Below are 13408 nucleotides of genomic sequence, written 5' to 3'. Positions count from 1 at the left end.
CGCGGGCGCGGCTAGGTGCCGCGCTTGCGCTTGACGTAGCGGGTCGCGTAGCCGGCGATCCGGTTCGCGAGCTTCTTGTGGGTGACCTGGACCTTGCCGTCGACCGACTGGCCGAGGTCGGTGAGCTCGAGGACCTTCTGCTTGTTCTGCGCAAAGTCGCCGGTGAACGCGTCCGGGTAGTGGCGGATCAGCTCGATGGCGACCCGCTTGATGTACGTCTGGCGGATGTTGCCCATGCGGGCGGCTCGGACCCGGGTGCGAGTTATAACCGTTGCCCCGGCGCCGGTCCGGACCCGTTCTCTAACGGCCGGACGCCTCCGGTTCCGTCGGAAGCCACAAATACTCACACTTGGGTAAACATTGGTCGTGCACTGCGCCGGAAGCGATCGGGAGGCTCCCGGGACCTGAGAGGGTCCCCGAGCTCGCGTCGCCCGCTCGGCGTCCGAGATGGCCGACGACCCAGGGTTCACTCCGCCCGCGACCGCCCTGCGCGAGCGCAACGTGCTGCTCCTCGATCTCTCGAAGAGCATGCTGGCGCCGCTGCCGGACTCGACACCGGGCCAGCCCGACCGGCAGAAGATCGAGGTCGCGCGCACCGCGGTGTTCCGGATCCTCCAGGACGCCGCCGCGTCGGGCTCGCTCTTCGGGCTCGTCACGTTCACGGAGACCGTGCGCGTCCCCGTGCCGCTCACCGAGATCCGGCCGGAGAATCTCCCCTACATCGAGAACCTGATCTCGCTGCTCGCGCCGAGCGGCCGCTCGGCGATCTGGGATGCCCTCGCCGTCGGCGCCGACCTCCTGCGCACGGGCAGCCAGGGCGTCCACGGCAACCTCGTGCTCGTCACGGACGGCTGGGACAACGCCTCGACCCGCTTCGACGTCCAGGTGCCCGGCGCCCCGAGGATCCCGGAGGGGCGGATCGACCTCGTGCCGTACATGCTGCCGAGCGGCTCGCACCTCACGCTGCGCATCATCGGGATCGGCAACGGGGCCGAGAAGGACAAGGGCGTCGACGCCGTCCGGATGAACTACCTGCTCGGGCAGATGGGCAGCCGGGCCGCCGAGTTCGGCCTCCCGCCCGCCTTCACCTTCCAGGAGGTCACGACCGGCTCGCAGCTGTTCACCCAGATGGTCAACGCCTTCCTCGACGTCGGCTACGACGACGACCGCCCGATGGAGGAGCTGCATCCCGAGGAGCTCGCGCTGCACGCCGCGAACGCCGCCCGCGCGCTCAAGGAGCCGCAGCAGCACGCGACCGTGTCCCGGATCGACAGCGCGCGCGCGGCGGCGCGCGCCGCGCCCGACGGCGGCTACTCCGAGGCGCCGGATCTCGAGGTCGACGTGGTCGCGACGACCGGGGGCACGACCCCCGCCTACCTCAAGGAGCGCTACGGCCCGCTCGGCGAGGTCGTCGAGGCCTACCTCTCGGGCCAGCCCGAGCACGCGCTCGCGCTGCTCGGCCAGGCCGCAGCGGTGCTGCCACCGGTGACGCGGCTGTACTGGGAGGCGCGCATCCAGTACTCCAACCGCGCGATCGTCGAGGCCGCGCGGGCCCTCCTCCAGGCGTGGGCCGAGGCCGAGAAGCTGCCCGCCGCCACCCAGCCGAAGATCCTGCGGCGCCTGGCGCTGCTCCAGGCCCGGATGCAGAACGACAAGGAGACGGAGACCCTGGTGCGCTTCATCGACGACACCGAGCACCGCCTGAACGGGACCGAGGCGACCAAGCGCGAGCGGTTGATGGAGCTGTTCGGCAAGCTTATGGAGCTGCGGGGCACCTACCAGCTGACCCGGCTCGCGAACGACGGCGATCTCCAGGACGCCGCGACCAAACACGAGGAGGCGGTCGAGGAGGTCTTCGGCCTCCTCCAGGATACCCGCCTCGACCTCGCGACGGAGGGTCCCGCGGTCGAGAGCGCGCTCGACTTCATCGAGATATGCCTCGCGGAGATGCGGTAGGAGGATAGATGCCGGCGGTCAAGGTGACCACGAAGACGCGCCGCGCCCCGGGGACCAAGCGCTCCACGGCGAAGCCGAGCGTGGAGACCGCCCGGATCGCGGTGATCGGGATCCCCGCCTCGGGCAAGACGACGTACTTCCGCTTCCTCTCCGGCCACTTCGGCCTGAACCTCCCGATCCTCTACATTCCCTCCCGCGCCGACGGCGAGCAGCTGCCGCTCTACGGCGACCTCGAGAACGACGTCGCGCTCGAGGAGACGACGTACGAGACGACCGACCCCACGGATCCCGAGGGCAGCCTGGAAACGACCACGCGCTACTACGTCAACCGGCCCATGGAGGACCGACGCAAGCTGTGGGTCGAGCTCAGCGCGGGGCGCGACGAACAGGGCGTGCTGACGAAGTACCCGCTGCCCACGAAATTCAACCAGTTCGTCGAGATGAAGCTGCGCTTCCGCTTCGGCGCGACGGCCAACGACGGAAGCTCCCGGCCGCTCGAGATGAACACGATCGACGAGGCCGGCGGCATCATCGCCGACTACTTCACCTACGACCGGCTCTGGATCGAGAGCGCCGACGGGGAGGTCTCCGAGCAGAGCTGCCGGGTGATCCCGCACTTCGACTCGTGGCGGCCCGACCGGCGCGACCTCTGGCGGCGGGGCCTCACGCTGCTCGGCCGCTTCGTCCACGGGGCGGACGCGATCATCCTGCTGCTCTCGCCGGCCCTCCCGTCGCTGCGGGACCAGGCCCAGCAGGTCAACCTCGCCCGCGGGGTGTTCCGCTACGTCAAGAGCCACGACGTACCGCTCGTGATCGCGATCTCGAAGGCCGACAAGCTCAAGGAGTTCTACACGGAGGTCGAGCAGTCGGTCCGCGACCGCTCCTTCCACAGCGCCTTCGACCCGGTCGAATTCCTGCTCCGCCGCGACGGCGCGGGGATGGGGACGATCCTGGTCGCCCAGGAGGGCCGCGGGATCTCTGTCAAGGACGATGTCTTCCTCGTCTCGAGCGCGGTCTCCACCGGGGAGGGCCATCCGCTGTTCATCGGGGAGACCGGACTCGAGGCTCCGAGCGGCGGGGCGCAGACGATGGGCGTCCCCGTGATGGTCAACACGACGCTCCCCCTCGCGCGCGCGTGCGAACGGATCTTCGCCCGTCGGGCCACGAAGGGGAGCTGATGGCTGCTGAGCTGATCCCGTCGAGCGGGTTCGCTCCGGTCGCGGTCGTCTGGTGCCGCCAGGTCGACAACGAGGCGGAGAGCCCGGGCTACACGACGATCCCCGAGGAGTTCCCGGGTCGCCGCGAGACCCTCGAGACGATCCGCCTGGTCGGGAACCTCACCGTCAACGTCGCGGACACGCACGATTACTGGGACCCGGATCCGTCGCAGACGCTGTCGTACTACCCGAACCTGTTCCTGTATCCGGCCGGCAACGGCCGCTACACCTGCGTCGGCCGGATGTTCCTGTCCACCGAGGACCGGCCGCGCCTGGGCATGAAGACCCTCGTGCTCGAGACCGCGCCGCTCGTGTCGAGCGGGGCCTTCGGCCCGGCGGTCCTTCAGGCGTGGGCGTCGATGGGCGGCCGCCCCGGCGCCGACCGGCCACGCGCCGAACCGGAGCCCGCCGTCTACCAGGCGGTCGGGGAGGGATTCCTGTTCCACCGGGGGACGACCGAGCCGGTCGTGATCGTGGCGGCCGAGCAGTGGCCGGCGGCGATCGACGCGGTGACCGAGCTGATCCGCTACCTGCCGACCTCCCTGATCGCGCTCGGCGCCTTCCTCGTCTTCCCGTACTTCCTGCCCGAGGGCAAGGTGAACCTGCACGAGTTCGCCGAGCAGCTGCCGCTCGCGCTCGCGCTGATGCGCGTGCCCGAGCGGGAGGCCCAGGGTGATCGCCACCAGAAGCGGATCCAGACCTGGGAGGCCGCCCCGGTCTCGCTGCGCGACCTCACCAAGCCGCCGCCGCCCAAGGGCAAGGACCCGCTGCCGCTCGTCCTGCAGTACGTGCGCGATCACGCCGAGGAGAAGGTCGGCGAGGTGAGCCGGCGCGTCGACATCGTGGAGGCGGCGCGACTCAAGGACCACCTCGAGGACGCCGACCACCAGGCGGGCCGCGACCGCCGCAAGGAGATGTGGCGGATCGGCACGGCGATGGAGAGCGCGGCGATCCTGCTCGCGCGCCCGAAGGGCCGCGCGATCCCGATGAGCGGCGAGGCCGCGAAGCGGGCCAGCCAGTACCTCCAGGCGCGCCCCGCCCCCGAGGCCGCCGGCCCGGTGGCGCTGGACGCACCGGCCCCCGCGAGTCTCGATCCCGCCCCGATGCCGGCGGCCGCCCAGCTCCCCCCGTGGCTCCAGCGCCCGCCCGAAGTGGCGATGCCACCGTCCGGCCCGATCGCGGTGCCCGTCTCGGTCAGCGACGATCCGTCGACGCTGCCCGCCGGCGCCCTCCCCCCGTCGCCCGCCCGCGCTCCGGATCCGTTGCCGCCAGCGGCCGCCGCCCCGCCGGCCGCGGCCGCCCCTTCGCCGGCGCTCGCGCCCACGCCCGTCCCCCCCGTCCCGGCGAAGGCGGGGGCGGCGGCCGCACCGCTATCGCTGGACGCCGAGTCGCGGCTGCGCGGCTACGTCGACCAACGCTACCGCGAGCTCGCGGCGACGATCCCGCCGCCGCCCGACCCGAAGTCGCTCGACACTCGGCTCACCGCGCTGTCGCTCGACGCCGACGCGAAGGCGACCGCCACGCTCGACCGTCGCCTGCGCGAGGCGAGCGACGCCCAGACCCGCGCGCTGGCGGCGGTGCGGGTCGACCTCGCCTCCCGTCTCGCCGCGGTCGAGGCGCGGCCCGTGGTCACCCCGAGCCCCCCGCCCGAGGAGATCGCCCAGATGGTGCGTCGCTCGCTCGAACCCCAGCTCACCGAGCTGGGCGAGCGGGCCCGCCGGCTCTCCTCGGAGTCCGCCGACCAGGCGGTCGCGCTCCTGCGGAGCGAGATCGCGCGGTCGGTCGAGGAGCTGCGGCTGCGCTCCGCGCACAGCGAGGAGGAGCTGCGGGCCGCCCTCGTGGCCCAGATGGAGATCCAGGTCCAGGAGGCGAAGGAGCAGGGCACGGCGCTGCGCGAGCAGATCGAGGCGCGGGTGCACGATCTCCTGCGCGAGCGGCTCGCGGAGCTCGACGCGAAGCGCGTGCGGGAACTGCGGGAGTTCGAGCAGCGGCTCGGCCTGCTCGTCGACGGCCGGATCCGGGACCTCGAGACCAAGCACGGGGCAGCGGTCACGGCCCTCGGGGCCGCCCGCGAGAAGGATGCCGCCGGCGGCAAGGAGCAGATCGCCCAGATCGAGCGCCGGCTCGGCGTCGAGATGGAGGCGCGTATCGCGCGCGCGGTCGAGGCCCAGACCCAGTCGACCGCCGGCCTGCAGGTCCGCCTGCAGTCGTACATCGACCAGCGGCTGCGCGAGGAGAAGGACCAGGGCCGCGACACCTACGTCGAGCTGCTCGCCCGCTTCAAGACCGAGGTCGACCAGGCGCTCGCGCGCACGATCGACTCCTCGGGCTTCGAGGTCGCCGTCACCGAGCGGGTCGGCGCCGCGATCGCGGCGCTGCGCAAAGACGAGCTCAAGGCGATCGACACCCGCCTCAGCGAGGTCGCGACCCGCCTGAAGACCCAGCAGGAGACGGCGACGGGCCGGCTCGAGACGCTCGAGCGGCAGCTCGCCGAGCGGGAGACGACGATCGCCGACGTCGAGCAGAGCGTGCGGCGCGACCTCGAGGAGCTCGACCGCCGGCTCGGCGTCATGAGCGAGCGGATGGTGCCGCTCGTGCGCAACACCTGGCTGAAGGTCGACGAGCTGCAGAAGGGCGGGGGCCTCTCGCAGAACGCCGAGCTGAGGCTGAAAGAGTTCCGGCGGGAGTATGGCCGCGAACTGCGGCGGCTCGAGGGCGAGCTCCTCGAGCAGACGACCGAGCTGCGCGATCGCATGGAGAGCGCGATCGCCAACCAGGGCCGGATCTGGCTCAACTTCATGCGCCAGATGGCGGCGGCGGACGACGACCTCGACGCGCCGACCTCGGATGCCGCCGCGCGGTCGATGCGCCGCGCGAGCCGCGCCGCGGCGGCCGCCGCGGACGGCGACGCGCGCGGCATCGCCCGCGCGCGGGCCGGCTTCGCGGAGCTCGACGACCCGGTGAACCCGCTCGACCCGAGCGAGGGCCGCGAGGAGACGGTCGAGCCCGAGCCGGTCGAGCGGCGGCGCGCGCGCCGCGCCCCCTAGCGCGCCGCCGCCGCGCCGGTCAACGCTAAGCGCCCGGCCCCCCTCGTCCGGTCATCGTGCCCGAGGACGACCATCGCCACTGCAAGGTCTGCGGGAAGGTCTGCGACCCCGACGAGGAGGTCTGCAGCAAGGCCTGCCGGGCGAAGCGGGCGGCGCAGCTCCGGACGCGGCAGATGTACACGTACGTCCTCTACGGCGCGATGGCGCTCATCCTGATCGTCTTCCTCGTCACGTACCATTAGGCGGGAGAGGAGCGCGGTGACCGTCGCGGGCCGGGTCGTGCTCGGCGGCACGTTCGACCACCTGCACGCCGGGCACGAGGCCCTCCTCGCGACGGCGTTCCGCACGGGGGCCCGCGTCGCCATCGGCCTGACGACCCCGGCCTACCTCACCGCCCACCCGAAGCCAACGGCGGAGGGTGTGCAACCGTACCCGGTCCGGCGTCGGGCGCTCGCCCGGTGGCTCGCGGCGCGCTATCCGCGCGCGCGCTGGGAGATCCGTCCGATCTCGGATCGGTTCGGCGGCTCGATCGACGACGGGGTCGCCGCGCTCGTGGTGTCGGCGGACACGCTCCAGGGTGGGCGGGCCGTCAACGCCGAGCGACGCCGACGGGGACGCGGCGCGGTGCCGATCCGGGTGGTGCCCCTCGCGCTCGCCGACGATCTCGAACCGATCAGTTCCCGCCGCATCCGCGCGGACGAGATCGATCGGAACGGCCGTCGCCGCGCTCGGATCCGCGTGGCCGTCGACGCGCGACGGCCGGACGACCGGCACGCGGCCGAGGAGGGGCTACGTCGCGCCTTCCGCCGCGCCGTGTTCGTCGGACCCCGCGTCGCACGGGGGTCCGCGGCCCCCGAGCTCCGACTGCGGATCACCCGGTCGGGATCGTCGCGGGTTCGGCTGCGCCTCGCCAGCCGGCGCGTGCGCCTCGCCCCCGTGGTCGTCCGCGCGCGCACGCCCGCCGAGCTGCAAAGGGCCGTCGCGCGCCTGGTTCGGCCCCCGGCGTCGGCTCGGGGTGGCCGCACGGGGCGCGTCGCGCGAACCGCTTAAGCCTGCCCCCGCGCTGGCCGCCACCGTGGAGACGTACCTGCGCGTGACCTTCGACAGCGAGGGGGCCAAGCCGTCGGAGATCGCGGGGCGCCTGTTGACCGCCGGCTTCCAGCCGACGCAGGGCAACTACGACTTCGTCTACGACTGGCAGGGCGGGGCCACCCGCGAGCAGATCCTCGACCTGTGCGACGAGGTCACCCGGCGCCTGCGCGGGTATCGGCTCCGCTTCGAAATCGAGACCGTGTAGAGCGTCCTCGGGCGCCGCGCGCTGGGACGAAGCTTTAACGAGCGAGCCGTTCGCGGTGCGAGCGTGCAGCGCTATCCCGTCCGGGCGACGCATCGGCGCAACCTCGAGGGCACCTCGCTCGCCGGCATCCTCCAAGCGCACTTCGAGGGCGTCGTCGCCGACGGGGACTCGGTCACCGCTCGCTGGGGAGCGATCGAGCGGCTCACGGCCCGCGGGGAAGGCCGCGAGCTCCAGATCGATCTCTCGATGAACCCGAAGGTGCCCGAGGCGGTCGCCCGCGAGACGATCGCCCGCTACAACCGGTTCCTGGAAGAGGCCACGGGCTACAGCGCGAAGGAACGGGCCCGCCGCGCGCGCAAGCCGGCGAGCGGCCCCGGGGACTAGGGGCGTGAGCGCTCCCGCCGGGCCGCTGCCCAGCTCGGGTGCGGCCAGCGAGCTCGATCGCCTGCGGGCCCTCGTGAGCACGTACCTCCCGGTCTACGAGACGCGACTCGGGCCGCAGTCCGTCGTCTTCGCCGTCCACGTGGACCCGGCCACGCTCGAAGCGAGATTCGACGCGCTGCGCCAGGAGCTGTGGACCCGGCGCTACGTCCCGATCCTCCGGCGCCAGGGGGGTGAGGAGTTCGTCGAGGTCGTGCGCCGCCCGACGATCCGCCCGTTCCAGGGGTGGGTCAACATCGTTCTGCTCGCGGGCACGATCGCGACCACGACGTTCGCCGGCTCGCTGATCTGGCTGGCCTACGTCGGGGGGAGCGCGCTGGGCTGGAGCGACCTCGCCTGGGGCTCGCTCTTCTTCGGCCTGCCCGTGATGACGATCCTGGGGGTCCACGAGCTCGCGCACTACCTGGTCGCGCGGCGCCATCATGTCGAGGCGTCGCTGCCGTACTTCATCCCGGTCCCGCCGCCGTTCCTGTTCGGGACATTCGGCGCGTTCATCAGCATCCGCGAGCCGTTCCCGGACAAGAAGGCCCTCTTCGACATCGGAGCGGCCGGTCCGATCGCGGGGTTCGCCGCCTCGATCCCGATCGCCCTCGCCGGGCTGTACCTGAGCATCCACGCCCCCGTGCTCCCGCTCACCTACTGCGGGCCATCGATCCTGGGCGTCAGCTACGGCAACCTGCTGATCGGCACGCCGCTGTTCTGGTACGCGCTGTCGCTGTTCTTTCCCCCGTCGGTGGTGAGCCTGTCGCCCCTCGCGCTCGCGGGGTGGGTCGGTCTGCTCGTCACCGCGATCAACCTGTTGCCCGCGGGGCAGCTCGATGGCGGGCACGTCTTCCGCGCGCTCTTCGGCGACCGCTCCCGCTACGTGAGCTACGCGGTCGTCGCGCTGCTGTTCGGGATCGGGCTGCTCTACTACGCCGGCTGGCTGTTCTTCGGGATCCTGATCCTCGTCCTCGGTGCCCGACACCCTCCGCCGCTCAACGACCTGAGCCCGCTCGACTGGAAGCGCTACGCGCTCGGCGCGTTCGTCGCGGGGGTCCTCATCTCCGGCTTCGTCCTCACGCCGATCGCGACGCCCCCGGGACTGATCGCGCTCCAGACCCCATCGACGACCTACCCGACGCCGCCGGCCGGCGCGGCGGTCGCGGCGAACCTGTCGCTCCTCGTGGTCAACCAGGACCCGATCGAGCACGGCTTCGTGGTCGCGACCTCGGTCGCGAACGTCTCGGTGGGCAACGCGAGCGCGCCGACCTACCTCACGGGCGCCGCGCTCTCGGCCTGGGCGGCCAACTCGACCTGGGTATTCCATCTGCCGAGCGGCCGCACTGTGACGCTGGGCGGCGGCTCGGTCTCGCTCCCCAGCGCGGACTACTTCGCGCTCAACGGCACGGGTCGGCCGAACTCGGGCGTCGTCAGCGTCACCTTCTCCAACAGCGAGCGGGCGGTCGGCGCCCTGATCGACTGGACCGTCTCGGAGTTCTGCGCGCCCGCGGGCGGCGGCTCGGCGAGCACGACCTTCACGCTGGCCTGGCCGTAGGGCCGCTCCGCTCGAAGACGCGGAACTCCCGGGTCAGGCTCCGGTGGACCCGGACCGGCACGGCGAGACGGCTCTCCCAGCCCGGCCCCGGCGGGGCGATCGGCCGGGGCACCACGACCACGACCCGGCCGCCGGGACGCACGCGGTCGGCCCAGCGTGGCAGCACGCGTTCGATCACCGCATCGCCCTCGCCCCCCGTGCTGGACGAGCGGCCGTACGGGGGATCGGTCAGCAGAGCGTCGAACGAGGCCCCCGGCGCGCCGAGCTCCACGCGGCCCGCGTCGCCGACCGCGAGCGCCTCGGCACTCACCCCGAGGTGGCTGAAGTTGCGCAGCGCCCCGCGCACCATCTGGGGGTCCCGGTCGCAGCCGAAGATCCGGGCTCCGAGCAGGGCTGCCTCGGCGAGGAGCGCTCCGGTGCCGACGAACGGGTCGACGACCCGGTCACCGGAGCGGACCCGGGCGAGGTTCGCGAGCGCCCGTGCGAACCGGGGGGCGAGCGAGACCGGCCGCTGGAACGGCAGCGACGTCATGCGCCGCGCACCGGTCGACCGGCGGTCCACGGCTCCGACCTCCTCGAAGAGGCGGTCGCCGAGCGCGTCGGGCGCCGCGAGCCAGAACCGGCGCGCCGGGGCCTCGAGATCGATCCTCCCGCCCCCGTCCACGTAGGCCGCCCCGGCGCACCGGACGCCGGCATCGCGCTCCCCGGAGGAGGGTCGACCGAGTCGGCGCACGGCGGCCGAGCGACCCGTCCGGCCCTCCTCCCGCAGGCGGTCGACGACCTCGCCGGCTCTGCCGAGCGGTGCGAGGACCCGTCGCGCGAGCCCCAGTCGCGCCGCGAGCGAGCTCGCGGCCGCCCGATCCGGAACGTCGACCGCGACGAGCCCCTCACGTTCCTCTCTCATGCCGGGGGTCGCGCGCCCCCCCAGCACCTCGGCGGCCGCGACGGCCTCCGCCGCGGCGAGCTCCGGCGCCTCGCCGGAGATCTCGACGACGATCGGGATCATCCCAGAGCCCCGAGCGCCCAGCGGCGCACCGCCTCGCGCACGCGACGCGTGTGCGAGCCTTCCCAGTAGCGATGGGCGCAGACGATGCATTCGAAGATCGGGCGATCCCCCGGCTCCTCCTGCGACCCCGACGCATCGTGCCCCGACGGGCGGGGCGCCGGACGGAGCGGGCCGTTGCAGAGGGTGCAGCGCTCGAAGGAGACCTCGGCGGGCAGGTCCGCCCGAGCGCGTCGCACCTCCGCCCACTGCTCGGCGACGGCCACGGTGCGGAGGAGAACCGACGGCGCGACGCGATCGGCGAGGGCGCGATCCCGAGTCAGGAGGATCCGCTGCTCGGCTTCGGCCCGACGCGCGATCTCCTCGTCCGACCATCCGCGGACATAGACGGTGTCGCAGCCGGTCATGCGCAGGTAGCGCGCGAGCCGACCGAGCATCTCGTCGGCGAGGAAGCGGGGCGGCGTCACGCCCGCGGAGCCGGACGGTTCCATTTACCCTTGCTCGTATTATACGGGTCGACCGTCGGCCCCGGCGAGGGACCCGTTCCCATGCGGCTGTTCGGTACCAACGGCATCCGCGAGGTCGTCGGGGAGACCCTGAACGCGCCGTTCGTGACCCGCGTGGCGGGCGCGATCGCCCGGCTCGCGCCGCCCGGTCGCCCGATCGTCGTCGGGTGGGACGGGCGGACGTCGAGCCCGGCGTTCTCCCGCATCGTGAGCGCCACGCTCGCGCTCGCGGGCCACCACGTGCTCGAGCTCGGGATCCTGCCGACGCCCGCGATCCAGTACAACGTCCCGCGCCTGGACGCGCAGCTGGCCGTGATCGTCACCGCCTCGCACAATCCGCCCGAGTTCAACGGCCTCAAGTGCATCGCGGCCGACGGCCTCGAGGCGTCGCGCGAGACCGAGGAGGCGATCGAGCAGGCCGTCGAGCGCGGGGAGGGCGCGACGGTCCCGTTCGATCGTGTCGGCGACATCAGCCCCCGGGCCGACGGGGCGCGCCACTACGTGGACGGCATCCTCGCCCAGGTCGACGTCGCGCGGATCCGCGCGCGCCAGTTCACGGTCGTGCTCGACTGCGGGAACGGCGCGTCGGTCCCCACGAGCCCCGCCCTCCTGCGCCGCCTCGGCTGCCGAGTGGTCACGCTCAACGGCCACGTCGACGGCACGTTCCCCGGCCACCTGTCCGAACCCACCGAGGCGAACCTCGCCGACCTGAAGCGCATGGTGCCAGCGGTCGGCGCCGACCTCGGGATCGCCCACGATGGCGACGCCGACCGCGCGATCTTCGTCGACGCGAGCGGCCGCTACGTTCCCGGCGAGGAGAGCCTCACGCTGCTCGCGAAGGACGCCGTCGAGCGCCAGCCCGGCGGGATCGTCGTCACGCCGGTCTCGGCGCCGCAGAGCGTGGAGGACGCGGTCGCCGGCGCCGGCGGGAGCGTCGTCTACACCCGCGTCGGCTCGCCGAGCGTGACCCACGCGATGCTGGCACGCCACGCGGTCTTCGGTGGCGAGGAGAACGGCGGGCTGATCTTCCCCCGCTTCCAGTACGCGCGCGACGGCGCGATGACCGCCGCCGGCATGCTCGATCTGCTCGCCCGGACCGGCGGATCGCTCGCCGACGCGCTCGGCGGGATCCCCCGCTACACGCTCGTGAAGGAGAAGGCGCCGTGTCCGGTCGCGCTGCGCGAGGCGGTGCTCGCGCGCCTGACCCGCGCGCTGGGGGAGGGCAGCGAGCGGATCGTGACCATCGACGGCGTGAAGGCCTACCGTGCCGGCGGATGGGTCCTGCTCCGCCCGTCGGGCACCGAGCCGCTCTTCCGGGTCTTCGCGGAGTCGAAGGACCCCGCCCGGGCGCGGGCCCTGGCGGACGAGGGCCTCGCCGCGGTCCGCGCGGCCGTCGCCGCGGTCGGCGGCGCGTAGCCGGTCGCCCACGTCAGCGGATCAGCGGGCCGACGACGAGCAGCGCGAGGAGGAGGAGCGCGAGCACCGCGAGGGTGATGGCGCTCATCGCCCGCTCGCCGTGCGCCCGGAAGAAGTAGATGCCGGTGACGACCCGCAGGATCGGCGTGACCAGCAGCGCGAGGAGCCCGAGGGTGAGATATGCCTCGAGGGAGCCGGCGGCCAGTCCCGCGGCGAGGCCGGAGAGACCCAGGTAGCCGAGGATCGGGTTCGACGCGAGCGCCTGCGCCGACGTCGCGTCCGGGTGGGTCCCGAGGTACGCGACGAGGCCCCCTCCGAGGATCGCGAGCGCGACGCCCAGCCCCACGCGAAGCACGATCGTCATTCGGCGGTAGGCGGCCTCCGGCAGCGGGCCCGGCGCCGCGCTCGCAGCGCTCATGGCAGCCCCAGCCCGCGCAGGATGACCTCGATCGCGAGCAGGACCAGGACCGGGAGGAAGACGAGCCGGACCGTGCGGTTCGCGAGGTCCGGGAGGATCCGGCTGCCGAGGTACGCGCCGGCGGCCGTGCCGATCGCGACCGGCGCGGCGACCAGCGGGTTCACGTACCCCGCGGCGAGCAGGACGCCCGCACCGGCCGCCGCGGTCACGCCGATCATGAAGTTGCTCGTCGCCGTGGAGACCTTGGTGGGGACTTTCATGGCGATCTCGTGCGCCAGCACTTTCACCACCCCCGCGCCAATGCCCAGCACACCCGAAATAATCCCCGCGAAAGCCATGATCCCCAGGGCAGCGGGGACGCCGGTGACGTTGTACGCCACTTCGCGGCCCAGGTGCTTGTCGTAATAACGGCTGTTCAGGTGCAGCGCGTTGGCCAGCCGGTCGTTCGTGACGTTCCGCGGCAACTCCTGGCCGAACTTGGCGAAGATCGGGATCAAAGACACCAAAAGCAGCACCCCGAAGAGGATTGACAGGACACGTTCGGGAAGGATCGGCGCCAGCACGGCGGCG

14 protein-coding genes are annotated in these 13408 nt (G+C 72.8%); 9 read left to right on the top strand and 5 right to left on the bottom strand.

The genetic code is table 11. The features are described 5' to 3' along the window. Positions 1 to 11: 11 nt before the first annotated feature. Positions 12 to 236 carry a 30S ribosomal protein S17e gene (locus tag VEL82_08330; protein ID HXW67862.1) on the bottom strand — a complete coding sequence of 75 codons (225 nt, stop codon included), beginning with the start codon at positions 234 to 236 and terminating at the stop codon, positions 12 to 14. A gap of 211 nt (positions 237 to 447) precedes the next feature. Here VEL82_08330 and VEL82_08325 point away from each other — a divergent pair, with 211 nt between their 5' ends. The 8 genes from VEL82_08325 (at position 448) to VEL82_08290 (ending at position 9495) form a co-directional block, all read left to right on the top strand. Next, positions 448 to 1956: a vWA domain-containing protein gene (locus VEL82_08325; protein HXW67861.1), complete on the top strand. Its 1509-nt coding sequence runs from the start codon at positions 448 to 450 to the stop codon at positions 1954 to 1956. A gap of 8 nt (positions 1957 to 1964) precedes the next feature. After that, positions 1965 to 3134 (top strand): hypothetical protein, encoded by a 1170-nt coding sequence (locus VEL82_08320; GenBank protein ID HXW67860.1) that lies wholly within the window; start codon positions 1965 to 1967, stop codon positions 3132 to 3134. Next, on the top strand, positions 3134 to 6220 hold the full coding sequence (locus VEL82_08315) for a hypothetical protein (GenBank protein ID HXW67859.1): 3087 nt from the start codon (positions 3134 to 3136) through the stop codon (positions 6218 to 6220). The genes VEL82_08320 and VEL82_08315 overlap by 1 nt, the downstream gene beginning before the upstream one ends. Before the next feature lie 56 nt (positions 6221 to 6276). After that, the gene (locus VEL82_08310) at positions 6277 to 6462 is read left to right on the top strand and encodes a DUF2116 family Zn-ribbon domain-containing protein (protein HXW67858.1); all 186 of its coding nucleotides are present in this window, start codon (positions 6277 to 6279) and stop codon (positions 6460 to 6462) included. Positions 6463 to 6478: 16 nt separating this feature from the next. Beyond that, entirely contained in the window at positions 6479 to 7270 is a 792-nt protein-coding gene (locus VEL82_08305) for a pantetheine-phosphate adenylyltransferase (GenBank protein ID HXW67857.1), read from the top strand. A gap of 25 nt (positions 7271 to 7295) precedes the next feature. Continuing rightward, a complete protein-coding gene (locus VEL82_08300; protein ID HXW67856.1) occupies positions 7296 to 7517 on the top strand; it encodes a hypothetical protein in 222 nt (73 codons plus the stop codon). 63 nt (positions 7518 to 7580) lie between these two features. Continuing rightward, positions 7581 to 7901 (top strand): DUF5611 family protein, encoded by a 321-nt coding sequence (locus tag VEL82_08295; protein ID HXW67855.1) that lies wholly within the window; start codon positions 7581 to 7583, stop codon positions 7899 to 7901. Positions 7902 to 7905: 4 nt separating this feature from the next. After that, entirely contained in the window at positions 7906 to 9495 is a 1590-nt protein-coding gene (locus VEL82_08290; protein ID HXW67854.1) for a site-2 protease family protein, read from the top strand. Here VEL82_08290 and VEL82_08285 read toward each other — a convergent pair. Beyond that, a complete protein-coding gene (locus VEL82_08285; protein HXW67853.1) occupies positions 9476 to 10501 on the bottom strand; it encodes a DNA methyltransferase in 1026 nt (341 codons plus the stop codon). The genes VEL82_08290 and VEL82_08285 overlap by 20 nt on opposite strands. Continuing rightward, positions 10498 to 10965 carry a DUF5615 family PIN-like protein gene (locus tag VEL82_08280; GenBank protein ID HXW67852.1) on the bottom strand — a complete coding sequence of 156 codons (468 nt, stop codon included), beginning with the start codon at positions 10963 to 10965 and terminating at the stop codon, positions 10498 to 10500. Before VEL82_08280 ends, VEL82_08285 begins: the two co-directional genes overlap by 4 nt. Before the next feature lie 81 nt (positions 10966 to 11046). Here VEL82_08280 and glmM point away from each other — a divergent pair, with 81 nt between their 5' ends. Next, complete coding sequence (gene glmM / locus VEL82_08275) at positions 11047 to 12420, top strand: phosphoglucosamine mutase (GenBank protein ID HXW67851.1); 1374 nt, start codon at positions 11047 to 11049, stop codon at positions 12418 to 12420. 13 nt (positions 12421 to 12433) lie between these two features. On the opposite strand, the gene VEL82_08270 is transcribed toward glmM, so the two are convergent. Together VEL82_08270 and VEL82_08265 are read right to left on the bottom strand one after the other, a co-directional pair. Continuing rightward, positions 12434 to 12838 (bottom strand): DUF1634 domain-containing protein, encoded by a 405-nt coding sequence (locus VEL82_08270; GenBank protein HXW67850.1) that lies wholly within the window; start codon positions 12836 to 12838, stop codon positions 12434 to 12436. Beyond that, positions 12835 to 13408 (bottom strand): sulfite exporter TauE/SafE family protein (locus VEL82_08265; GenBank protein ID HXW67849.1); only part of this gene is annotated, 574 nt, incomplete at its 5' end. The genes VEL82_08265 and VEL82_08270, both read right to left, overlap by 4 nt.

The sequence above is a fragment of the Thermoplasmata archaeon genome, from assembly GCA_035622275.1.
Classification (GTDB): domain Archaea; phylum Thermoplasmatota; class Thermoplasmata; order Lutacidiplasmatales; family UBA184; genus Lutacidiplasma.
This window is presented reverse-complemented; position numbering and strand designations above follow the sequence as displayed.